Origin of the sequence: Pedobacter sp. Hv1 (assembly GCF_001412215.1) — a bacterium.
In the GTDB taxonomy this organism is placed as follows: domain Bacteria; phylum Bacteroidota; class Bacteroidia; order Sphingobacteriales; family Sphingobacteriaceae; genus Pedobacter.
In genome coordinates, this window is sequence record NZ_LLWP01000001.1 from 879823 (window position 1) to 903162 (window position 23340).

21 protein-coding genes are annotated in these 23340 nt (G+C 36.6%); 15 read left to right on the plus strand and 6 right to left on the minus strand.

Annotated features, from left to right (window positions below):
- The first annotated feature begins 2 nt into the window (after positions 1–2).
- The 9 genes from AQF98_RS04105 to AQF98_RS04145 all read left to right on the plus strand — a co-directional run bounded on the left by AQF98_RS04105 (position 3) and on the right by AQF98_RS04145 (position 8892).
- Positions 3–1097 carry a PAS domain-containing sensor histidine kinase gene (locus AQF98_RS04105; protein ID WP_055130630.1) on the plus strand — a complete coding sequence of 365 codons (1095 nt, stop codon included), beginning with the start codon at positions 3–5 and terminating at the stop codon, positions 1095–1097.
- A gap of 488 nt (positions 1098–1585) precedes the next feature.
- Complete coding sequence (locus AQF98_RS04110; RefSeq protein ID WP_055130631.1) at positions 1586–2464, plus strand: ABC transporter permease; 879 nt, start codon at positions 1586–1588, stop codon at positions 2462–2464.
- Entirely contained in the window at positions 2464–2691 is a 228-nt protein-coding gene (locus AQF98_RS04115; protein ID WP_055130632.1) for a DUF3098 domain-containing protein, read from the plus strand. Before AQF98_RS04110 ends, AQF98_RS04115 begins: the two co-directional genes overlap by 1 nt.
- A gap of 6 nt (positions 2692–2697) precedes the next feature.
- Positions 2698–3492, plus strand: coding sequence for an undecaprenyl-diphosphate phosphatase (locus tag AQF98_RS04120; protein ID WP_055130633.1), 795 nt, complete (start codon positions 2698–2700; stop codon positions 3490–3492).
- A 33-nt stretch (positions 3493–3525) separates the two neighbouring features.
- Positions 3526–4245, plus strand: coding sequence for a tRNA pseudouridine(55) synthase TruB (gene truB / locus AQF98_RS04125; RefSeq protein WP_055130634.1), 720 nt, complete (start codon positions 3526–3528; stop codon positions 4243–4245).
- Between the two features lie 7 nt (positions 4246–4252).
- Complete coding sequence (locus tag AQF98_RS04130) at positions 4253–5116, plus strand: YitT family protein (protein ID WP_055130635.1); 864 nt, start codon at positions 4253–4255, stop codon at positions 5114–5116.
- A 10-nt stretch (positions 5117–5126) separates the two neighbouring features.
- On the plus strand, positions 5127–6206 hold the full coding sequence (locus AQF98_RS04135) for a bifunctional riboflavin kinase/FAD synthetase (RefSeq protein WP_055130714.1): 1080 nt from the start codon (positions 5127–5129) through the stop codon (positions 6204–6206).
- Between the two features lie 50 nt (positions 6207–6256).
- A complete protein-coding gene (locus tag AQF98_RS04140; RefSeq protein ID WP_055130636.1) occupies positions 6257–6622 on the plus strand; it encodes a hypothetical protein in 366 nt (121 codons plus the stop codon).
- A gap of 50 nt (positions 6623–6672) precedes the next feature.
- Entirely contained in the window at positions 6673–8892 is a 2220-nt protein-coding gene (locus tag AQF98_RS04145; RefSeq protein ID WP_055130637.1) for a cation:proton antiporter, read from the plus strand.
- 83 nt (positions 8893–8975) lie between these two features.
- Here the strand turns inward: AQF98_RS04145 and AQF98_RS04150 are convergent, their stop codons facing one another.
- From AQF98_RS04150 to AQF98_RS04160, 3 genes are read right to left on the minus strand one after another with little or no spacing between them, the layout of a single operon-like run.
- Positions 8976–9719 (minus strand): LytTR family DNA-binding domain-containing protein, encoded by a 744-nt coding sequence (locus AQF98_RS04150; protein WP_055130638.1) that lies wholly within the window; start codon positions 9717–9719, stop codon positions 8976–8978.
- 1 nt (position 9720) lies between these two features.
- A complete protein-coding gene (locus AQF98_RS04155; RefSeq protein ID WP_055130639.1) occupies positions 9721–11535 on the minus strand; it encodes a sensor histidine kinase in 1815 nt (604 codons plus the stop codon).
- A gap of 1 nt (position 11536) precedes the next feature.
- Positions 11537–12949, minus strand: a complete 1413-nt coding sequence (locus tag AQF98_RS04160; RefSeq protein WP_055130640.1) for a TlpA disulfide reductase family protein — start codon at positions 12947–12949, stop codon at positions 11537–11539.
- A 217-nt stretch (positions 12950–13166) separates the two neighbouring features.
- Between AQF98_RS04160 and AQF98_RS04165 the strand changes: the two genes are divergently transcribed.
- Both AQF98_RS04165 and AQF98_RS04170 read left to right on the plus strand, forming a co-directional pair.
- Positions 13167–14885, plus strand: coding sequence for an OmpA family protein (locus tag AQF98_RS04165; RefSeq protein ID WP_055130641.1), 1719 nt, complete (start codon positions 13167–13169; stop codon positions 14883–14885).
- A gap of 17 nt (positions 14886–14902) precedes the next feature.
- A complete protein-coding gene (locus AQF98_RS04170) occupies positions 14903–15772 on the plus strand; it encodes a vWA domain-containing protein (protein WP_055130642.1) in 870 nt (289 codons plus the stop codon).
- A gap of 92 nt (positions 15773–15864) precedes the next feature.
- On the opposite strand, the gene AQF98_RS04175 is transcribed toward AQF98_RS04170, so the two are convergent.
- Entirely contained in the window at positions 15865–16521 is a 657-nt protein-coding gene (locus AQF98_RS04175) for a LysE family transporter (RefSeq protein ID WP_055130643.1), read from the minus strand.
- Between the two features lie 14 nt (positions 16522–16535).
- Positions 16536–19337 (minus strand): excinuclease ABC subunit UvrA, encoded by a 2802-nt coding sequence (uvrA, locus tag AQF98_RS04180; RefSeq protein ID WP_055130644.1) that lies wholly within the window; start codon positions 19335–19337, stop codon positions 16536–16538.
- Between the two features lie 261 nt (positions 19338–19598).
- On the opposite strand from uvrA, the gene AQF98_RS04185 reads away from it, so the two are divergent.
- Positions 19599–20186: an RNA polymerase sigma factor gene (locus AQF98_RS04185; protein ID WP_055130645.1), complete on the plus strand. Its 588-nt coding sequence runs from the start codon at positions 19599–19601 to the stop codon at positions 20184–20186.
- Positions 20187–20495: 309 nt separating this feature from the next.
- The gene (locus AQF98_RS04190) at positions 20496–20687 is read left to right on the plus strand and encodes a hypothetical protein (protein WP_055130646.1); all 192 of its coding nucleotides are present in this window, start codon (positions 20496–20498) and stop codon (positions 20685–20687) included.
- A 77-nt stretch (positions 20688–20764) separates the two neighbouring features.
- Here AQF98_RS04190 and AQF98_RS04195 read toward each other — a convergent pair whose 3' ends face one another.
- Complete coding sequence (locus AQF98_RS04195) at positions 20765–21439, minus strand: hypothetical protein (protein ID WP_055130647.1); 675 nt, start codon at positions 21437–21439, stop codon at positions 20765–20767.
- A gap of 203 nt (positions 21440–21642) precedes the next feature.
- Here AQF98_RS04195 and AQF98_RS04200 point away from each other — a divergent pair, with 203 nt between their 5' ends.
- The gene (locus AQF98_RS04200) at positions 21643–22599 is read left to right on the plus strand and encodes a hypothetical protein (RefSeq protein ID WP_055130648.1); all 957 of its coding nucleotides are present in this window, start codon (positions 21643–21645) and stop codon (positions 22597–22599) included.
- A gap of 59 nt (positions 22600–22658) precedes the next feature.
- Positions 22659–23318 carry an endonuclease III gene (nth, locus tag AQF98_RS04205; protein ID WP_055130649.1) on the plus strand — a complete coding sequence of 220 codons (660 nt, stop codon included), beginning with the start codon at positions 22659–22661 and terminating at the stop codon, positions 23316–23318.
- Positions 23319–23340 lie beyond the last annotated feature (22 nt).

Below are 23340 nucleotides of genomic sequence, written 5' to 3' on the forward strand. Positions count from 1 at the left end.
TGATGAAGGAAGATCACTTAAATAAAACCTACAAACTAGAACCTTTTTTTGAACTTTCGCCAGACCTACTGATTATAGCAGGGTATGATGGTTATTTTAGAAAGATCAATCCTGCAGTAAGTAACTTATTGGGCTATAGCGAAGCAGAACTGTTTGCCAGGCCTATCAAAGATTTCATCTATCCAGAAGATAAGGACATTACCGCTAAAAGAAGGGCTAACCTCACCAAGAACAATCCGCTCTTAAATTTTGAAAACCGTTATGTAACCAAAAGTGGAGAGGTTGTATGGCTATCCTGGACCTCCATCCCTTTGGATAGTGAACAGCTGGTATATGCCATCGCTAAAAACATTACCCATAAAAAGATGTTGGAAGAACAACGCAACCTGTTGTTGACCAACTTAACCCAAGTAAATAAGGACCTTAAACAATTTACCTATATTACTGCACACGATTTGAGGGCACCAGTAAACAACTTGCTTTCTATTTTTAGTTTGTTAGACCCCACCAAGATACAAGACAAACAGACCAGTGGTTTTATTGAAAAATTGAAATCGGCCACCAGAAGCTTGAAGGAAACCTTAAACAATTATGTAGATATCTTAATTCAAAACGACAGGTTAAACCTGCCAATTGAGGAACTCCGTTTTGATGACACTTTAAAAGCTGTACAACAGAGTATTGGAGCACTGATATCGAGTTCGAGGGTAACTTTTGCCACTAATTTTTCGGCTGTAGAGAGCATTCCTTTCAACAAGTCGTATCTAGAAAGCATCTTTTTGAACCTCATTACCAATTCTATCAAATATGCTAAACCAGACCAATTACCAGCTATTACCATCTCTACCAGAAAAGAAGAAGGTATTTGCCAGCTCATCTTTTCAGATAATGGGCTTGGTTTAGATGTAGAACAATTTAAGGATAAGGTTTTCGGGCTCCACCAAAAATTTCATCAAGAAACAGACAGCAAAGGAATTGGTCTTTACCTCATCTATAATCACATTACCAATTTAGGTGGTAAAATAGAAATCGTGAGTAAAGTGAATGAAGGGGCAACTTTTATCATAACCTTTAAAGGACAAGAATATGATATATAATCACCAACCCAACCTATGTGAACTATGTGTGAGGGTTAAATTGCTAAATTGTTAGAATTGTTTAATCGCTAAACTGTTGGAATTGGTTGGTTGTTTAAATTGAAAATCAAAGCAACCTATCAATCTATGTGAACTATGTACCTATGTGGTGAAGGTTAAATTGCTAAATTGTTAGAATTGTCAATCGCTAAACTGTTGGAATTGGTTGGTTGTTTAAATTGAAAATCAAAGCAACCAATCAATCTATGCGAACTATGAGCCTATGTGGTGAACAAAATCGGCGCATCAATAAATTAATTTAGATTAACCAAACATGAGCTTAGCCCAAAATGTTAAATATCGTTAAATATGGGGTTCAAAAAGCTACATATTAATTAGCTATTGTTAAATTAGCATGGTTCATATTTTGCTTTCTACAAACAAAAGCCATTTTTAAATATACATTTTACTTATCTTTCTTTATTTTCGCAAAACAAAAACATAAATACATGGAAGAATTCGAAGTAAGCGAGGCAGCTAAGAAAACCAAAACCATTTATATTTCTACCATCTTTAGCATTGCCTTGGTATTGTTAATGTTGGGTATGTTGGGTTTAATTTTAGTTCACGCTAAAAATCTATCTAATTATGTTAAGGAAAATATTGTGCTCAATATTATTGTAGACGAGGGTGCTAAAGAAACCGATATTATAGCCTTTCAGAAAGAATTAAATGGCAATCCGGCTATTAAACAAACGGAATATGTAAATAAAGAAGTTGCACAACATAACTTAACCAAAGATCTGGGCGAAGATTTTGTAAACTTTTTAGGTTACAATCCATTACTTTCCACCGTTGATGTGTATATGAAAGCTGATTATGCCAATAACCAGAATATCGACGCATTGAAAAAGAACATCGAAAAAAATCCTATTGTTAAAGAAGTAGTTTACCAAAGTTCTTTAATTGATATGGTGAACAAAAATATCAACACCATTGGTTTAATTGTACTGGGATTTGCCATTATTTTATTGGTAATTGCTGTGGCATTGATCAACAATACCATTCGCTTGGCCATTTTCTCGCAACGCTTTTTAATTAAGAGCATGCAGTTGGTTGGCGCTACCAAGAACTTTATCAGAAAGCCTTTCATTTTAGTGGCTGCTTTGCATGGTTTAATTGCATCGTTTATTGCCATCATCATTTTATTGGGACTTTTGTATTATGCACAAAAAGAAATTCCTGAGATTTTAATTCTTAGAAACTATACCGAATTTGGTTTTGTACTCATTGGCATGGTTGCCGTTGGCATATTCATTACCTCAATGAGTACCTTATTTGCGGTAAGCAGATATTTACGTTTAAAAATTTACGATCTTTATAGATAATGGCACAAAAACAAGCAGCTCCTGTAAAACAGGAAGAAAAAACAGAACTGGTTTTTACCAAAAAAAATTATCAATTGTTATTAATCAGCATCGCAATTGTTGTAATTGGCTTTATCTTAATGATAGGCACAACTGGCGACATCTATGATGTAAGAAGAACCTTAATTGCCCCAATGGTGGTGTTGTTTGGCTTTGCTTTTGGCATTTACGCCGTACTCAAAAAATAAGGTTACATGAGTTTTTTACAAGCCTTAATCCTTGCAATTATCGAAGGATTAACCGAGTTTCTACCTGTTTCGTCAACGGGCCACATGATTATTGGCTCTTCGATAATGGGCATTGCTTCAGATCCTTTTGTAAAATTATTTACCATTTGTATCCAACTGGGTGCCATCCTATCTGTAGTAGTGCTGTATTTTAAAAGATTCTTTAAAAGCATCAATTTCTACATCAAACTTTTTATTGCCTTTATTCCAGCAGCTATTTTTGGCTTTTTGTTAAGCGATAAGATAGACGAGATGTTAGAAAGCCCACTTACGGTTGGTGTTTCTTTAGTGGTTGGAGGTGTTATTTTATTATTTGTAGACAAGTGGTTTAACCAACCTACCATTAATGAGGAAGAAGAAATAAATTACCTCACCGCTTTAAAAATTGGTTTCTTCCAATGTTTAGCCATGATACCTGGGGTTTCTCGTTCTGGCGCTAGCATTGTAGGCGGAATGAGCCAAAAAATGAGTAGAAAGGTAGCTGCAGAGTTTTCTTTCTTTTTGGCAGTACCAACCATGTTTGCGGCCACTGGCAAAAAACTATTAGATTTTTATAAAGAAGGTCATAGCATTACCACAGACCAAATGCAGATTCTAGCTTTTGGCAATGTGGTGGCATTTATCATTGCCTTATTGGCCATTAAAAGTTTTATTGGTTATTTAAACAAAAACGGTTTTAAAATTTTTGGCTGGTATAGAATTGTAGTGGGTGCAATTATTATTGCATTGATTTTATCTGGACACGAGCTGTCTATCATTTAAACCCGTACCTTTGCATAAATTTAATTTAAGCTTTTGGATAACGAAAACCCACAATTCCCTGATTTTAACTTTGCCCAAGGCGAGCTGCTCCTCATCAACAAACCCTATAAATGGACCTCTTTTGATGTAGTTGGAAAGATCAGAAATTCACTCAAACCATTGAAACTAAAGGTTGGCCATGCCGGAACTTTAGATCCTTTGGCTACTGGCCTATTGATTATCTGTACAGGCAAACTAACCAAACAAATCGACACTTTTCAGGCAGAAGAAAAAGAGTATACTGGCACTATGATTTTGGGAGCCACTACTCCATCTTTTGACATGGAAACTGCCATTGACCAAGAATTTGCGATTGATGACATTACCGAAGATGCAGTTTATGCAGCAACAACCCCATTTAAAGGAGACATTGCACAATACCCACCAGCACATTCTGCTGTAAAAGTAAATGGCGAAAGGCTATATGTAAAGGCCCGTTTAGGAGAAGAAGTGGAGCTCCGTCAGCGCTTTGTAACGGTAAATGAATTCGAGATCACCAGAGTTGCCCTACCAGAAATAGATTTTAGGATTGTTTGTAGTAAAGGTACTTATATCCGTTCGCTGGTTTCAGATTTTGGCAAGCAACTCAACAACGGTGCATACCTCTCTAAACTTACCAGAACTAGAAGTGGTAATTTTTTACTTGCCAATGCATTTGAAGTAGCTGATTTGGTTCAGTATCTTCGCAATAAGAAAGAGGAAACTAACGGATAAGGGTTTTATGCAGCGCAAAGCACAAACACAAAATTTGCAAAGATTAAAAGAAGTAGCATTGATTGTATGCGGGGTGATTTCTGCCTGCTTTGGTCTTAAAAGTTTTTTAATTCCCAATCATTTTATAGATGGCGGTGTAACTGGTATTTCACTACTGATCAGCACCTTAACCAAGTGGAATTTATCTTACCTGATCGTGGTGATTAATATCCCATTCGTTATTTTAGGTTACAGGCAAATTGGCAAAGGTTTTGCCATTAAAACATCCATCGCTATTATAGCCCTTTCTCTAGCTTTGGTCTTTATTCCATTTGTACCCATTACGCATGAAAAGTTATTGATCGCCTTTTTTGGTGGTTTCTTTTTGGGTGGTGGTATAGGTTTGGCCATGCGTGGTGGTTGTGTAATTGATGGCACTGAAGTTCTGGCCCTTTATATCAGTAGAAGAAGCCAATTAACGGTGGGCAATATCATCTTGATCTTAAACATCATTATCTTTGCCTTTGCCGCCTATTTTATCAATATCGACACCGCTTTATATGCCATTTTAACTTATTTATCGGCATCTAATACCATCGATTTTATTGTAAATGGATTGGAAGCTTATACAGGTGTAACCATTATTTCTGATAAAAATGAGGAGATCAAACATTTCATTATCTCTGACATGAAAAGAGGAGTTACCATTTATAAGGGCGAGGGTGGCTATTTAGAGAAAAAAGACATAGACATTATTTATACCGTTGTAACCAAGCTCGAAATGAGCAAACTACAAACAGAAGTGAGGCGCATAGACCCTGATGCTTTTGTAGTACAACAACAAATTGCAGATATCAAAGGCGGAGTTGTTAAACGCCAAGCTTTCCATTAATACGATTACTTTGAAAATATATCACCAGCTTTCTGATTTTAAAAAACTGAGCAATGCCGTAGTTACCATTGGCACTTTTGATGGCGTACATTATGGTCACCAAAAAATTGTGAAACGCCTGTGCGAATTGGCCAAGTCTTCTGGCGGAGAAAGTGTAATCCTTACTTTTTTCCCGCATCCACGGATGATCATCGATCCAGAAAACCAAGACCTGAAATTGATCAATACCATTAAGGAAAAAGCCGAAATCCTAGCCAACCTCGGAGTAGACCACTTGATCATTACCCCTTTTACCAGAGATTTTTCTAATCTCAGTCCTACTGAGTATATCAAAAATATTTTAGTAGATACCATTGGTACTAAACAAATCATTGTAGGCTACGACCATCGTTTTGGTAAAGACAGAAAAGGTGGCATGGCCGAATTGGAAGCTTTATCTAAAACCTATCAATACAACATAGAAGAAATACCAGAGCAAGACATTAATGATGTTGCCGTAAGCTCAACCAAAATTCGTAAAGCCTTGCTAGAGGGTGATGTTGCTTTAGCAGCTACTTATTTAGGTTACCACTTCGCCATCAATGGACCTGTAATTAAAGGAGATAAAATTGGCCGTACCATCGGATTTCCAACAGCCAACATCTTTGTAGAAGAAACGTATAAACTCATTCCGAGTGATGGCATTTATGCGGTAACGATTGAAATGCAGGAAGAAGAGTCGGAAGTCCATAGTCAGGAGTCTGAAGTCGGAAGTCAGAAGTCCACAGTCCAAAGTCAGAAGTCAGGAGTCGAGAGTAAAGGATTGGAAGTAGAATCTAACTCAAGACTAAGGACTAAAGACTCTAGACTTCAACTGTACAAAGGAATGGCCTACATTGGGCAACGACCAACTATTAACGGAATGACACGTAATATAGAAGTAAATATTTTTGATTTTAACCGTGAAATCTACGGACAAAATATCAAGATGAATTTCTTAAAATTCCTACGTCACGATGTAAAATTTACTGGTTTAGAGACCTTAACACAACAGCTCCATCAAGACAAATTAGACACTTTGGCTTTCTTTGAAACTTACCAAGCATTGTAAGAGTGCCTTCTATCGTTTAAAAACCAATTATTTTTATTATTTTTAAAGCAATGAGGTTTTTTATTGCTTTTTTATTGTTGGCCTGTTTGTATTTTCCTAGCGCAAGCGCCTCGGAAGATCTTACTATTGCAGTTCCACAAAAATCCATCAAAAAATCCAGTCCAATTTTTGATAAGGTAACTACTTTAGCTACAAAAAGTAGTAATTCGTTAAGCAAAGAACCTTTTTCAGACCATTTAGACCGTATTTATCAAACAGTAAATAACCATAGCATGGCCAATGTAGTGGGCTTAATGCAACGCATGGTCAATTATTTGTTTGCGCCTATTCTGATTGTTTATTTTTTTAATAACACCAATAATTATAGTTATCAGTTTATTTTTAACTGCCTGTTTCCGAAGCATACTTTTTGGTAATTGTTTTTGCCCATCCGCAATAACCATTATTTAACAAAAAAATATTCTTTATGATCCACTTACCAGTATTGATCGCCGATTTAGGCCTTATACTTGCCGCAGCTGGGGTAACTACGCTCCTATTTAAAAAAATTAAACAACCTTTAGTACTTGGCTATATTTTAGCCGGGGTTTTGGTAGGCCCCTACATTGATTTTATGCCTACCGTTACCGACCATAAAAGCATTACCATTTGGGCCGAGATTGGCGTTATCTTTTTACTCTTTAGCTTAGGACTAGAATTTAGTTTCAAAAAACTGGTTAAAGTTGGGGGCTCTGCCTCTATTACCGCCATAGTTGAAGTTGTATTTATGCTACTGATCGGTTTTGCCGTTGGCAAGATGCTGGGTTGGAGTACTATGGACAGCATATTTTTAGGGGGAATTTTATCGGTTTCCTCTACTACCATTATCATTAGGGCATTTGAAGAGCTTGGGGTTAAACATAAAAAGTTTGCAGGTCTGGTATTTGGTGTATTGATTGTTGAAGATCTGGTGGCCATTTTGCTGCTGGTTTTATTGTCTACACTTGCTGTTAGTCAGCAGTTTGCGGGCACAGAAATGTTAGTCTCCATCCTTAAACTGGCCTTCTTTTTGGTACTTTGGTTTTTAGGAGGCATTTTCCTGATCCCTACTTTTTTAAAGGCCACCAAAAAGTTAATGAACGACGAAACCATGTTGATCGTTTCTCTAGCTTTATGTTTAGTAATGGTATTGCTGGCCGTTAAAGTTGGTTTTTCTCCTGCATTAGGGGCATTTATTATGGGTTCTATCTTGGCAGAAACTACTCAGGCCGAAAAGATAGAACATTTAACAAAATCTGTAAAAGATCTATTTGCAGCTATTTTCTTTGTTTCTGTAGGGATGTTGATTGATCCGAGTATTCTATTGGAGTATGCCTTGCCTATTGTAGTGGTTACTTTAGCTACTGTTTTAGGAAAACTACTCAGTTCTACTTTGGGTGCATTGCTATCTGGTCAACCGCTTAAAACATCGGTACAGACCGGGATGAGTTTGGCGCAGATTGGGGAGTTTTCTTTCATCATCGCTACCTTAGGATTAACCCTAAAAGTAACCAGCGATTTTCTGTATCCAATTGCCGTAGCCGCATCGGCCATAACCACTTTTACTACCCCTTATCTGATCAAAGTATCAGAACCTTTTTATGATTTTTTAGCGAGAATCCTTCCACAAAAATGGCTAGATGCCATTAGTAGATACAGTTCCAGTACGCAAGGCATTACCACTTTTAGCGATTGGAAAATTTTATTGCGTGCCTATGCTTTCAATACCATTATCCATGGGGTAATTTTAGTAGGCATTGTTTTACTTTCTTCAAGATATCTACAACCATTTGTAAGCGAACATTTGCTCAATGGCAACAATGGTATTGTAGTGAGTTTAATTATTGCATTGATCTTTATGATTCCATTTTTATGGGCTTTAGCCATTAGAAGGATAGAAAGAAAGGCTTATTCTCACCTTTGGTTGAATAAAAAATATACCCGTGGACCTTTAGTTGCGCTAGAATTACTGCGTATTGCCTTGGCTATTTTCTTTGTGGGCTTTTTAATTGTACAGTTCTACAATACTTGGATTGCCGTTTCTATTGCCTTGGGACTAATTATTATTGGCATGATTGTATTCTCCAGAAAACTGCAAAGTTTTTACGAGCGTATGGAAAATCGTTTCTTGCACAACCTGAATGCCCGTGAAGAAGCCAGCAGACAACCAGAGATTTTACCTTGGGATAGCCACTTGCTAGAGCTCACAGTTGCGCCAGAATCAACTTTAGTAGGACAAACTTTAGTAGACCTTGCAGTGAGGGAAAAATACGGGATCAACATTGCCCTGATTGAGCGTGGTAAAATTATGATCCCTACACCAAACCGTGAAGAAAGACTTTACCCTAATGATAAGGTTTTGGTAATTGGTACCGATGATCAACTGGCAGCAGTAAAATCCCTTTTCGAAGGTATTGTAGAAGAAAGTGAAAGTACCTTCCCTAAGCAAGACATGTCATTGCAAAAAGTAATCATCAATAGTAAATCGCCTGTTTTTGGGCAAAGTATCCGCAGCTCTGGCATTAGAGAAAAAACACAAGGATTGGTTGTAGGTATTGAGCGCAATGGCCAACGCATTTTAAATCCAGATTCTAATTTGGTATTCGAAAACGAGGATATTGTATGGATTGTAGGTAACAATAAACGAATTCCAGATTTGCTGAAATAAAGCTAAAATTGTCATTCTGAGTGGGGAAGTTTTGAAATGAGATACTTCGTTGCGCTCAGAATGACAAAATAAAATGGTATTTTTTACTTTCCTAAAACTGCTTTTACGCTATCGCGGTTAGGTTTAGATACGGGAATTTTATCTCCATTTTTTAACAAAAGCATTCCTCCGTCTTCTTTCAACCAGCTTTTTACAAACTCTGGATTAACCAAATGACTTTGATGCACCCTTAAAAAACCTTGTGGTTTTAAAAGGTCTGAATATTCCTTTAGCGATTTTGAGATCAATATTTTTTCACCATTTGCCAAAGAGAAAAAAGTATAGGTATTATCAGACTCACAACGTAAAATATCATTGATAGCTACGTATCTAATTTCATTCTGCTGTGGCAATGCAATTTTTTGGACACTAGCCTCTGGTCTTTTGAGCTGTTGTAGCAAAAAATTCAATTGTTCATTCTGTATTTTGTTTTTAGTTTTTGTTTCAGCCTTTAAAACAGCATTGATCAGTTCATCAGGATTTACAGGCTTTAATAGATAATCTAATGCCGCAAATTTTACGGCCTGAATTCCATATTGATCATAAGCGGTTACAAAAATCACTTCAAAAGATTGATCCTTAATCTTGTTCAATAAGTCAAAGCCCGATTGTTTACCCATTTGAATATCTAAAAATAGCAGGTCAGGCCGATGTGTGTTGATCTGCACCACGGCTTCTTCTACTTGGTTAACCTGTGCAACGATATGAATATTTGGACAATATTTGACTAGCAGCACCTGTAGGTTCACTAAGTTTGCACGCTCGTCATCTACTAAAATTGCCCTCATTTTATAGCCATTGAGTTAAAGTGATTGTAACCTCGGTTGCCATTGTATCCGATTTGATGACAAGCACAAGGGGGGTAATTGAATAAATCGTATTCAATAAAGATATCCTGTTTTTGCTAAGTTGCAAACCTAATCCTTCATAATCTTTCTCTACATCAAATCCATTTCCATTGTCCCGTACTGTCAAAATCAGATCTTGGTCTTTTTTGGCAAAAGATACAATGATTGTTCCTGCAGTTTCTTTTTCCGCAATGCCATGTTTCACTGCATTTTCTACAAATGGTTGTAATAACATGGCCGGAATTTCAATATTTTCAATATCTAGGTTAGCTGCGACTAATAATTCATAACTGAAACCGAAACGCAGTTGTTCCATTTCTAAATAGTCTGTTAATAACGCTTTTTCTTCCGTGAGACTAACCAATTCATTATTATCAAGCACATTACGTGTCAACCTCGCAAATTTCCCTAAATAACGATTGGCTTCATCAATTTTATGCTGGTTCATGAAGCTTTGAATACCAGCTAAAGCATTGAACATAAAATGTGGATTGAGCTGAGAACGGACACTACTTAGCTGCAATTGTGCAATCGTCTTCTGTTGATATTCTTTGGCCAACCGTTTTCTTGCCCTTCTTCTTATAAAGAAAATAATCAAAAGCACAATCCCTATCAGTATAGGTGCAGCTACCACTCCCATTAACAGTAACTCCCTTTTAGAAAATAGTTTCTTAGGATTCAGCTCGGGCAATACCGTAAATTTATAGGTTACACCTTTTTCACTTTGATATAAAACAGGTTTACCTCCAACACTACTTAGTTTTGGTGTAAAAGTAATTTCATATTGGCCAGGTTGGTCCCAAAATTCCTTATAAAGAAAATAGGTTCCGTCGCATACCCCTAAATCCGTACGCTCTACTTTTTCATTAATAGTTCGTTTATAGTTGATCTGATAATCATAAGGAGTAGCTTGGTGATGTGAACGAAAACCCAATCTCACCAACGAATCGCCCAATCTGAATCTGATATCCTTTAAAGTATCTGTTTCAATAAAATTTACCCTTGCAGATTCCTTATCGTTCCCTAAAGAAACTGAATATACATTTGTTTTTCTCCCTTTTTTCCGATAATCAACCGTTGTCCAAAAAGCCATTTTTCTAGTTGGCCGCCAATCGATAATGATGGCATCTCTATCTTTATAATTTTTTACATTATAGATTTCTATCAGAATGAACTGGTTTTTCTGATATGGAATATTGCCCAAGTAACAATAGGTAGTCAATTGATTGGCTGTTTTTTTAAAGACAGTAGGTGTAGTCCAACTTACCAACTCCTTATTATCGTTCTGTATAATTCGATAACGATAATCCTTAGCGTTTTCTGCTGTAATTAAACCATCGATCACTTCTACATCAGATTGTCCATCAATTAAAATGGTATTTCTATATAGTGTACCCCATTTCCATAATCTACCCTCATATATCTTTGCCTTCGTATTTTGCTGAAACCTAAGCCCTAATGACTGTCTAGGAAAAGGGAATTGATAAGAAAATATAGATAGCCCCCAAAAACGATCATCGGTCAAGATGTTAATTCTTTCCCTATTTTTAAGTCCTGCCAATTGGCCTTTAGTGGCTTTACGAATATCAAAAATATCTTCCCCATCATATCTTAAGTATTTACTCGAATCGCTTTTTACAACAAAATAGCCTGAACCTTTAATTTGAACATATTTCCCAGTGTCAGTTTGCATTTCCTTTTGCGCTTTAACCAAAACACTACTCAACAATAAAATAAGCCATACTATATTTTTCATCTTATTTGTTTATTTCTTGGTTTAAAATAGCCATTAATTTTTCTGGTTCACTTGGTCTCACCGCATCACTATCTACAATATTACCTTGTTTATCTATGATGATAAATCTAGGAATAAAATTAGCTTGATATGATTTAGCAAAACTGTCATTGGTATCTTCTAACTGTAACCAGCTCATTTGGTCTTTTTTGATGATTCCATATCTACGTTCTCTATTCTTGGCATCAAATGCAGCAATGCTAATGATCTCGATTTTGTCATTACCCTTATATCGATCAACAATTTTCTTTAAATAGGGTGTTTCTTCTTTACATGGTCCACACCAACTTGCCCAAAGATCTATATACACCACTTTACCTTTAAATGAAGCCAGGTTATGCAACACCCCACTTGTATCAGGCAGGTTAAATGTTGGCGATGGTGCACCCGCTTGTAGTTTCATTGCCTCTTTAACCCTTGCTGCTCCGATTTTCAAGATCGATTTTTTAAGTGCTGGATCACTAATCTTATCAATATAGGGTTGTAGTTTCTGAAAATCACCCAATTTATAGATAGATGATAAAGTTGATTCAATTTTTTTACTTGCTACATAGTCATAAACACGTCCTGTATAAAATTTTGATGCTAGATATAGACTATAATTCCCACTTTTCTTAATGAGGCTATCCGCAGGAAAAGCATTATAAATATCACAATAGAAAGGATATTCGTTAACAAAATACGAGAATGCATTACTGCTCAGATTGTCTGCATTGTTAAGCTCGCTCATTAAAGGTTTAAAGCCAAGTTGAGCTGCCATTTGCGTTATCTGTTCCCATTTGTAATTATTTTCATAAGCATAACTATTATAGATAGACAGAAATGTGCCATATTTTTTATCAATCAATAATGATTTTTTAAAATAGGCACTATAGGGTTCTTTATTGGAAGAATTAAAAACCTTGTCGATCAATGTTGTATTTTTATTATTGCTCAGTAAGTGATTGATATATACATCTGGAGTCTTCAGGCGCCACTTTACCGTATCTGCTTTAAAATTGGCCAAGATCTCTTTCCAATACGCATTGGTTTTGCTACCTATTCCGGTATAGGTTAAAGTAGATCTGCTGGTTGCATTATCCTTAACATCTGCTTGGAGCTGCAGGTCGTAACCAGGTGCCAAAAATAATTGAATCTGGATTTGTTTTCTGTTGGTCAGATTTGCCCTAAAAGGTGTTTGAATGGCAGTGGTTTCATAAGTAAATGTTCCATCGGTATTAATGAGCACGCTATCTTTAAAATTGCCTGTACTTGGCATAAGTTCCAGTATGCGGTCTGTACAGTTCAATAGCTTGCCACTGATCTTGATTTTTTGTTGGGCAATAGCCTGAAAAGCTATGATACAAAACAAAGTAATTAAGGATATCTTTTTCATATAAAGTTAATTTGATGATCAAAACTCATCAATAAGCTACAGCTTAAAAAGGCATAAATAGAATGTATGCGTTTCTATCTAGTAAAAGAACCATAATAGAAGGAATTTTAACTATATGATGCTAGTAATTATTCAAAATAATAAATAAAAGGGGTAACAATTAACAATAACGATTGATATACCCTAAAAGGAATACTAACTATTAACTCATCGCATTATGAAAACACTTCAACTAACGATCTTCCTGCTCATAGGATTATCTATTCCATTTGCAAAAGCGCAGATGGTAACAAAGCCTGAACAGGCAAACTGGCATTTTTCGCCCCGGGTGGGCTACGATATTCCAAAATACCGTAACAACCTACCATACATAGACTATAAAGGCGGAATGGATTTAGGGCTATCTATAGACCATTATTGGAAATGGTTTGGATTGGGTATAGACTTAGATTACATTAAAAACAAACCCAAAAGCACTTATCCTACCGATAACTTACTCAACTCTTTATCCACTCCATTAACCAGTTTTTCTACATCAGAGCATTCCATTACCAGAACTTTTGCAGGCATAGGCCCAGATTTCAGGTACCAAAACCAAAGCGGAAAATTTTCTGCAGAATTGAATACCCGAGTTGGGTTGGCCTATATCAAAGGAGGAAGAACAGAACTGCGTGAAACAACAACCTCACTTAACCAGTTACTCAATTTCCATGCGGGATATGATGTAAAAAACCTTTTATCTGCAAAGGCACAGTTAAAAGCCAATTACTTTTTTAACGACTACCTGGGTGTAAATGTAGGCGCATACTATCTACAACATTTCAATACCCCAGAAATAGTTGATCCTGTTTTAAATGTATCGGCGAGTTACCAGCCATTTAGGAGTAGTGGCACTTCCAATACCTACAATGGCTTAAGGATTGATAGAATCAAACCATGCAACTGTGATATTGCTTCTATTGGAGTTTTTGCAGGCATTGTGGTTAAAATCCCTAAATCGAAAGAGAAACCTGCTAAAGTAAACTACACTTTAAAAATTACGGCCAAAGACAAGTATACGCATGAGTTACTACCAGAAACCGAGGTTCAGATTAAAAACAATATCGGTACCGTAGTATATAAAGGTATTACCAATTCGGTGGGCGTAGTTGTTTTTGAAAATGTTAGCCCAGAAGATTATGTGGCTTATGGCACCTTATATACTACTCCATTAGATCCCGCAATGGTAGCCAAATCAGAATTTAAAAATCAAGGGTTGGTACAGAAAGAAATATTATATGCCGATAGAAATTTCATCATCAAAGGAAAAATATTTGCATGCAATACAGCCAACCCACTTTCTTCAACCAGTGTAATTTTAGAAAATACCGAAAAGGCATTCAAAAAAACCTCAATAACCGATGCACAAGGAAGTTTTGTATTCCAATTGGCAGAAATAGGTAAATATACCCTATACGGTAAAAAAGACAACTACTTCTCGCAGTTTGAAGAAATTACAACTTCAAATTACGATAGGTCTAAAAATCTGTTCATCAAATTAGAAATGTGTGCTGAACTGATCGATTGCGATAAAGCGATTAGACTGAACAACATCTTATTCGATCTTGATAAATACTTCATCAAAGAATCTGCAAAACCAGAGCTGAATAGATTGGTGCGCTTTATGAAAGATAATCCAACGGTGAGGGTCGAACTGAGCTCACATACCGATTCTCGTGCCTCAGCCGAATACAATCAGGTATTATCTCAAAATCGCGCCAATGCCTCTGTTGACTATATCGTTTCGCAAGGTATTGCCAGAGACAGAATAGAGGCTAAAGGTTACGGCGAATCTAAGTTATTAAATGGCTGTGCCGATAATGTTAACTGTACCGAAGCACAACATGCCATTAACCGCAGAACCGAAATGAAAGTAATTTGTAACGATAAAAAATAATTAAGGAGACCATCATCATGAAAACGATAACAACAATTAAAAATGGTATTTATAAAAGTATCATTCACCCCAGATCAAAATACATTATGATATTATGTATGCTCTTATTAACCCAAAACTCTTGCAAAAAGAGCACCTGTGAATATGACAACAACACCTTACCTCCTGCGTGTACCAAAGGAATGGATGTAGTATTTGTAATTGATTATACAGGAAGCATGGGTGGTGCAATTGACAATATCAAAAGTTCGATCAGTAATATTGTGAGTACGATTGTCGCAAAATCTGCAGGTGATTACAGATTGGCACTCACCATTTTTGACGAAGCTGCAAAAGGTGGTGCACCAGCCTATGTAGGTCAAGTGCCTTATACCAGCTTGCCCGCTGCGAATAAATTGGTGATCACTAGCGGACCAACAACAAATCAATACCTAACCGTAATGGAGAATTTTGGTTATGCCAACAATACTACATTTGCCACGCAATTGGCCAAACTAAATGGCCCAATGTCTTTGGGCAACGGGAATGGTTTTCCAGAACCTGGAGATTTGTTAATTGACAAACTCATCAATTCATCATTTGCTGGTGCCTGGCGACCAAATATCACCAAACTGGTGATCTTGATTACCGATGCTCCAGCCAGTGGCGATGACGACATGAATACTGCTGCAGATGATACTTTTTTAAATACCCTCGCTACAAATGCGAACTCGTCTGGTGTGCAGTGTATTTTAATTTCGTCGCAGGCTACTACCAATTACGAAACCAAATTGATCGACAATAACACTGGTGGACTAAAATTAATGTCGGCAAATTTTGCCAATATCTCTCCCGATATTATTAAGATGATCAATAACCTGTGCCAAAACAATAGCCAGAATAAATAATCAATAAAATTGTTTATTCTACAAACTAAGTTCTTAACTCTGATTAGCCCTCTGTTTCTGAAAAGAAATGGGGGGTTTTTTATGATAGTAACCTATCCAAAATAAACCAAGGCTTGTTTAATGATCAGATACAAAGCCAATACCCATAAAAATATAGCGATAGATTTATTAACCAAAAGACTGCTCAATGCAAATTTTTCTTGAATGTATTTGGCAAAATGGGCATAACCATACAACGCAACTGCAGAGCCCATACCCGAGCCCAAACTAAAAATAACTAAGGATAGGTAATCTGTATGGATCCATTCGTGAAGGATCACATAGTTGCCAAAAAACAACCAGAATGGAATTTGAACCGGGTTTAAAACACCTAGCAACATGCCATAAAAAACACTTCCCTTTCTACTCCTGTTATCTTCTGCTTTGGTTTTAGGCACTTTTTTTCGGTTAACCCAAGTAATTGTACCCATTACAATAAACAGCATGATCATAAAGGCATCCACATAGGTGCCCAATCTTACTTCGCTGATATTAGAATCTAAGTTAACATCGCTTGATACCCAACGGGCAAAACGCATCATCCCAAATGTGAAAAAGACTTCTACACAAGAAAAAGACAGAATAAAGTACAAGGCTTGACGCATCCCCTTGTTAATGGTCAATTGCGCCACAGTCAAATTGATATTTCCTGGCGGAATATATCCCATGGCATTTAACAGGATGCCTATAATTAAGGTTAGGAAGAGCATAAGTCGCTAAGTTACTATTTCAAATGTGCTTTTAAAAATTGACCTGTATAAGATTCCTTAGCTTTGAGCAAATCTTCTGGTTTGCCTTCAAAAACTACATGCCCCCCTTTATCTCCACCTTCTGGTCCAATATCAATTACCCAATCGGCACATTTGATCATGTCCATATTGTGTTCGATCACTAAAATAGTGTTTCCTTGCTCAATTAATGTATTTAATGCTTTTAATAATTTTTTAATGTCATGAAAGTGAAGGCCCGTAGTCGGTTCATCAAAAATGAAGACCGTTTTTTGGGCATTGTTGCCCTTAATTAAAAACGATGCCAATTTGATCCTTTGTGCCTCACCTCCAGATAATGTATTCGACGATTGCCCCAAATGTACATACCCTAAGCCCACGTCCAATAAAGGATTCAATTTTTGTAAGATTTTTGGCTCTTTCGCAAAAAACTCAACTGCTTCTTCTATGGTTAGGTCTAAAATATCCGCGACGTTTTTATCTTGATAGGTAATATCTAATACCTGTTGTTTAAATCTTCGTCCTCCACAAGTTTCGCAAGGCAAATAAATATCTGCCATAAACTGCATTTCTATCTTTACTTCACCTTCGCCCTGACAAACGTCGCAACGACCACCCTCTACGTTAAATGAAAATGCTGCTGGTTTTAACCCACCTGCTTTTGCGGCTGGCAATGCCGAAAACAAAGCCCTTACATCATCCCAAGCTTTTACATAGGTTACCGGATTGGAACGTGAAGAACGCCCGATTGGGTTTTGGTCTACCATTTCAACCTGGCTTACCAGATCGATATTTCCAAAAATACCATCATAGCTCCCCGTTTGTTCGCCTGCATAATTGCCAATGGCCTTTTGTAAAGCTGGATATAGAATCTTTTTAACCAAACTCGTTTTTCCAGATCCAGAAACTCCACTTACACAGGTAAACACACCCAGTGGAAATTTAACATCAATGTTTTTAAGGTTATTTTCTCTCGCTCCTTTAATCAGGATATGGTCTCGCCATTCTCTTCTTTTGGCAGGAACTGCAATTTCTTCTTTTCCTGCTAAGTAACGACCTGTTAAGGAGCTTTTATCTTTAATAATCTCATCATAAGTACCACTAAACACCAGGTTTCCACCATGTGTACCCGCTTCCGGACCAATATCAATAATATGATCTGCAGCCTTCATCATCTCCTCTTCGTGCTCTACCACCAAAACCGTATTGCCTACATTTCTCAACGATTGTAAAACTTCAATCAGCTTATGGGTATCGCGTGGGTGCAGACCAATACTCGGTTCGTCTAAAACATAAACAGAACCTACCAAACTGCTACCTAAAGAGGTGGCCAGATTGATCCGTTGGCTCTCGCCACCAGATAAGGTATTAGACAATCGGTTTAAGGTTAAATAGCCCAAACCCACATTATTTAAATACAAAACCCTATTGGTAATTTCTGCCAATAATCGTTTGGCAATTTTAGCTTCAGTTTCTGATAATGTCAATCCTTCAAAAAATGGAAGAATAGTAGATAATGGCATCAATACCATATCTAAAATTGATTTTCCATTAATTTTCACATAAGAAGCATCTTTGCGCAAACGGGTACCCTTACAATCCGGGCAAACCGTTTTCCCACGGTAACGCGAAAGCATTACACGGTACTGGATTTTATAGGTTTGTTCTTCTAATTCTTTAAAAAACTCATCAAGCCCAGCAAAATACTGGTTACCTGTCCAGATCAGGCGCTGCTGTGCTTCTGTTAATTCGCTATACGAGCGATGAATAGGAAAATCGAATTTATCGGCATTTTTAATAAACTTCTTTAACCAATCGCCCATTTTTTCGCCACGCCAAGGTGCAATGGCATTGTCGTATAAACTTTTGCTCTTATCAGGAATAACCAGATCCTCATCAATACCAATTACATTGCCATAACCTTCGCAACGTTTACAAGCCCCATAGGGATTATTAAAGCTGAAAAAGTTGGGTGTTGGTTCTTCAAATTTTACGCCATCCAATTCAAAACGATCGCAGAAAAAAGTCTGTTTGCCTTCGTGTTCTACAAAACAATCGCCCTTACCCTCAAAAAATGCCGTTTGTACCGAGTCTGCAATCCTACTTAAAGTTTCCTCTTCCTCGTTAACTACAATACGATCAATTAAGATCCTAATGGTTGTGGTATCCGTTAATTCGATGTCCTTAACAGATTCGTCTTCCAGTATGTCTTCAATTTTTGTAATTACATTATTGAAATAGACCCGCAAAAAACCTTTTTGTAAAAGCACGGCCAATTCTTCTTTAATGCTTCTGTTATTGTGCGGATGTAATGGACAAAATATGGTTACTACACTATCAGTACCTAAACCGATAATATAATCGACAACGGTAGTAACCGTATCTTTTTTAACAATGGCACCAGAAACTGGCGAATAGGTTAACCCAATTCTGGAGAACAAGAGTTTTAAATAGTCGTAAATCTCTGTTGAAGTACCCACCGTAGAACGTGGGTTAGACGTAATTACTTTTTGCTCGATGGCAATTGCAGGCGCAATACCTTTAATATAATCGACATCGGGTTTATTCATTCTGCCCATAAATTGGCGGGCATAGGCTGATAAACTTTCTACGTAACGACGCTGACCTTCTGCATATAAGGTATCAAAAGCCAAAGAAGATTTCCCAGACCCAGACATACCAGTAATTACAACTAGTTTATTTTTAGGGATAGCAACATCAATGTTTTTAAGATTGTGCACTCTTGCCCCTTTTATGATGATATTTTTGTGTGGATCTTTCTCTATTTCCTTGCTCATGTACCGCTTTCTAGAATATGGCTAATATACCCCAAAATTACAATTTTGGTTTCAACCAGCTCAAAAATAAGATGGGTTTTATAAAAATTTACATTTTTTAACATATTTTTTATTGGATTATCAAAAAAAAATCCGTCATTTGGTGTTACAACTCACACAAGTTAGAAACCAACATCTTAAAAACAAGGAGATCAGCTATAGATTAAAACAGCTACTTATTTATTATTTAATAAAAAAAGAGATTTTAATATACGCACTCCTATGAACATACAACAGCATAGTGATCAGGAATTGGTGAAGTTATACCTGAACGGAGAAGAAACTGTTTTAGAGGAACTACTAAGAAGACACAAATCAAAAATTTATACTTCTATTTATCTATTGGTAAAAGACCAATATCTTGCTGAAGATATTTTTCAAGACGCTTTTATTAAGGTGATTAAAACCTTGCGCAGCGGCAGGTACAACGAAGAGGGCAAGTTTTTACCTTGGGTAATGCGTATTGCGCATAACCTGGTAATCGATTATTTCCGTAGAGAAAAACGTGCGCCCGTAATTACCAGTGCCGATGGTACTGATGTACTGAACCTCTTACAAATTCATGAGGAAAGCGCTGAAGAACGCATGTTGAGGGAGCAAACACATGTTGACCTGCGTCTAATGATCCAATTGTTACCAGACGAACAAAAAGAGGTATTAATTATGCGCCATTATGCAGACCTCAGCTTTAAGGAAATTGCAGACCTCACTGATGTAAGTATCAATACTGCATTAGGCCGTATGCGTTATGCTTTGAGCAACCTGCGTAAGATGATGAAGGTAAAAGAAGTTTCGCAACGCAATTCTTAATTTTTCTTCAGCAGCAGTCTAGCCGCTTTCTAATTGAGCAGGGTTAAAATTCAATAATAGCCAATTGAATTTGCAGAGGTGATTTGCACTTTTTTAGCAAGATTTATTTTTAGGCATATTTTTATTTTGAATAAAATTTTAAAATTTAATATGCCAATATTGCTTTTAAACGAGGATTCTAAAAATTTTAAATTACTAATTGTTTAGTTTAAAGAATTTTATTTGGTTACAAAAATTTTATACGTAACTTGAATGAAATAAAGTCAATTTAATTGCGTTTTCTTTCTAAACTAATTATTGTAATTGCGTATGATTAAAATCTCTACTTCACTTAACACTGTAAATTATCAAGGCCAACAATCTCCGGACGAAGCTGTGGAACAAGCAACAACTGAAGACAAAATGTTTTACAACAGCATTAAGCCACAATTAGACAAGCTCATTAAAAATCCATCGGATGAGACCATCGAAAAGATTTTAGCTTTTTCTAAAAAGAAATAATTTACAAGAAAAAAATTCAGCTGTTTAACCCAAAGTTAAACAGCTTTTTTTATTCCCCTATCTATCCTAAACACCCTTTAAAACAAGCCTAGGGCTACACCTGCAGATACGCCTTTAAAACTTTTAATTGGATTGGCATTTACATGCGTACTGCAACTAATGGAAAAATAACGCTTAAATTGGATCACAAATCTAGCTTCAGCTGGAATACCCACGGTTCCACGTTTTTTATACCTTTCTGGCTCAAATTCATGTTTTTGGCTATTAAATGCATCATCTTTATCTGTTTTAGAAACAAAAGCCAAGCCTGCACCAAATTGAATCTGACATACTTTGAAGAATTGATAACTTTTACCATAAATTAAGCTTACATCAGAAAGTTGCCTGGTTTCGATGCAGTTACAATCCTTACTGTGGTTTTTATGCAATTGTTTTTGTTCTGCAGTGGCAGGATCGGCAGCTACCGCCGACATAATCTTAAAATAATCATGGTCAATTTGAGCCCACATACCTCCTTGTATAAAGTTCTGGTAACCAGTCGATACGCCATACTCCCCTCCCATATACAGATTATTAAACAAAGAGATCTTTTTTTCGCCGGCATCTAATTTGTTGTCGACAGTGATAAGGCTATCCTGGCTCAAGTCTTTTTGTTTTGCAGGCGCCGTGCCTCTATTCGTTTCATTTTGTGCATTTGCAACCCCTTGGATTAAAGCAAAGCAGCTGATCAATGTAAATACATTAGTTTTCATATCGTTGCTAAATTGATAGTCAAATATAGTCTCGATAAAACCAGTAAATTATCTTAATAAAATATCAAAAAACAAATTCATAACTCTAAAGAATAATTAAATAAAAATTAATCAAATAATTATCCTTAAAAGATATTTTATAAAACATATTAATCCATAATAAGATAAATAATTCTTATATTCACCTATAAGAATATTATTAGATGCAAAATCTTCAAGTTACTTTCTTTAATGCTATCAAATCGGCCCTGCCCGATTACCAAAACCTGGCACAAAGTGTTGCAGAGGTTTTAGCCATCAGCATTAATGAGGCTTATAAAAAAATAAGAGGGAACAGCGCTTTAAGTCTTCAGCAGATCATTAAGCTTTCTGATCATTTTGCTACACCCTTTTTATATAAGCCCAGTCAACTGCCAACCGTTACTTTCGATTACCTGAGCGTAGATCAAGAAATCCCCAACATGCTTTTGTACCTACAAGATCTGTTAAAAAACCTGAAGCAGATTCAGCAGAGTAAACAAAAGCATATTACCATTACCACAGACGATATTCCGCTCTTTCACTTTTTCAAATACCCCGAGCTTACCTGTTTCAAGCTTTTCTTTTGGTCTGACAGTGTAATGAATGCCGAATTTAAATTTGACCCTGGTACATTCGACCAAGAAATTATTACACTGGCCAAAGAGCTGAATCAAATTTATTTAGAAATTCCAAGCACAGAAATCTGGGCAAAAGATACTGTACATGGCACAATAGAACAAGTGAGGTATGCTTTTGAGGCAGGATATATTACCGATACCTTAGCCAAACAAGTGATAGAACAAGTACGTTACTGCCTTACAGACATGAACATGTATGCCATTAGCAGCAAGAAGACCATAGATCCAAACCACACCTTTAATTGGTACAACTGTGATGTGTTGGGCAGTATCTCTTATTTGGTTGAACTTAAAGAAACGATGCTTTGCTACAATCGATTTAACACTTTCAACTATTTAAAAACTGAAGATCAATCTTATTGCCAGCAAACCAAACAATGGATGCAAAGCCAGATTAAAAAATCTGTTTCCTTTAGTGGACAAGGAGAAAAACACCGCAACAAATATCTTTACAATGCTTTTGCAGAGTGCGATGAGCTCTTAAAAGAAATCGACCGTTAATTGACCAAATTCTAGCCAACAGATTTTAAACCCACAAGCTAAAAACCTTATCTTTGTTTATGCTCAAAAAAGAACGCTACCAACAGTTTGTAACTCATTTCGCAGCAAAACAACCCAACGCAGAAACCGAGCTGCACTACAACAATCCATACCAATTATTGGTAGCTGTAATTTTATCTGCTCAATGCACCGATAAAAGAATAAACCAAGTTACACCTGCTCTTTTCCAGCGTTTTCCAAATGCCAAGGCATTGGCAGAAACTACACCCGATATTGTTTTTGACTATATCAGAAGTGTAAGCTATCCTAACAACAAAGCCAAACATTTGGTAGGCATGGCCAACATGCTGTTGCACGAATTTAATGACCAAGTACCTTCAGATATAGATCAATTGCAAAAAATGCCCGGCGTGGGCCGTAAAACAGCCAATGTAATCGCTTCTGTCATTTACGATGCACCCGCCATGGCTGTAGACACCCATGTTTTTAGGGTAGCCAATAGAATTGGCTTAACCAAAGGCAAAACCCCATTAGCGGTAGAAAAAGACTTGGTTAAACATTTACCAGAACATACCATAGCTATGGCACATCATTGGCTAATTTTACATGGCAGATATGTTTGTGTAGCCAGAAGCCCGAAATGCAATATTTGCGAGCTTACCCATTTTTGCAAATATTACGAACAGCATTTTAAAACTAAAGAAATTAGCCAATTGTAAATTATTAAAATATTTTTTAGAT

Bases quoted from the DNA above. Each gene is read 5' to 3' on its own strand.
- AQF98_RS04105 (WP_055130630.1), top strand. From the start codon at position 3: ATGAAGGAAGATCACTTAAATAAAACCTACAAACTAGAACCTTTTTTT.
- AQF98_RS04110 (WP_055130631.1), top strand. From the start codon at position 1,586: ATGGAAGAATTCGAAGTAAGCGAGGCAGCTAAGAAAACCAAAACCATT.
- AQF98_RS04115 (WP_055130632.1), top strand. From the start codon at position 2,464: ATGGCACAAAAACAAGCAGCTCCTGTAAAACAGGAAGAAAAAACAGAA.
- AQF98_RS04120 (WP_055130633.1), top strand. From the start codon at position 2,698: ATGAGTTTTTTACAAGCCTTAATCCTTGCAATTATCGAAGGATTAACC.
- AQF98_RS04130 (WP_055130635.1), top strand. From the start codon at position 4,253: ATGCAGCGCAAAGCACAAACACAAAATTTGCAAAGATTAAAAGAAGTA.
- AQF98_RS04140 (WP_055130636.1), top strand. From the start codon at position 6,257: ATGAGGTTTTTTATTGCTTTTTTATTGTTGGCCTGTTTGTATTTTCCT.
- AQF98_RS04145 (WP_055130637.1), top strand. From the start codon at position 6,673: ATGATCCACTTACCAGTATTGATCGCCGATTTAGGCCTTATACTTGCC.
- AQF98_RS04150 (WP_055130638.1), bottom strand. From the start codon at position 9,719: ATGAGGGCAATTTTAGTAGATGACGAGCGTGCAAACTTAGTGAACCTA.
- AQF98_RS04155 (WP_055130639.1), bottom strand. From the start codon at position 11,535: ATGAAAAATATAGTATGGCTTATTTTATTGTTGAGTAGTGTTTTGGTT.
- AQF98_RS04160 (WP_055130640.1), bottom strand. From the start codon at position 12,949: ATGAAAAAGATATCCTTAATTACTTTGTTTTGTATCATAGCTTTTCAG.
- AQF98_RS04165 (WP_055130641.1), top strand. From the start codon at position 13,167: ATGAAAACACTTCAACTAACGATCTTCCTGCTCATAGGATTATCTATT.
- AQF98_RS04170 (WP_055130642.1), top strand. From the start codon at position 14,903: ATGAAAACGATAACAACAATTAAAAATGGTATTTATAAAAGTATCATT.
- AQF98_RS04175 (WP_055130643.1), bottom strand. From the start codon at position 16,521: ATGCTCTTCCTAACCTTAATTATAGGCATCCTGTTAAATGCCATGGGA.
- uvrA (WP_055130644.1), bottom strand. From the start codon at position 19,337: ATGAGCAAGGAAATAGAGAAAGATCCACACAAAAATATCATCATAAAA.
- AQF98_RS04185 (WP_055130645.1), top strand. From the start codon at position 19,599: ATGAACATACAACAGCATAGTGATCAGGAATTGGTGAAGTTATACCTG.
- AQF98_RS04190 (WP_055130646.1), top strand. From the start codon at position 20,496: ATGATTAAAATCTCTACTTCACTTAACACTGTAAATTATCAAGGCCAA.
- AQF98_RS04195 (WP_055130647.1), bottom strand. From the start codon at position 21,439: ATGAAAACTAATGTATTTACATTGATCAGCTGCTTTGCTTTAATCCAA.
- AQF98_RS04200 (WP_055130648.1), top strand. From the start codon at position 21,643: ATGCAAAATCTTCAAGTTACTTTCTTTAATGCTATCAAATCGGCCCTG.
- nth (WP_055130649.1), top strand. From the start codon at position 22,659: ATGCTCAAAAAAGAACGCTACCAACAGTTTGTAACTCATTTCGCAGCA.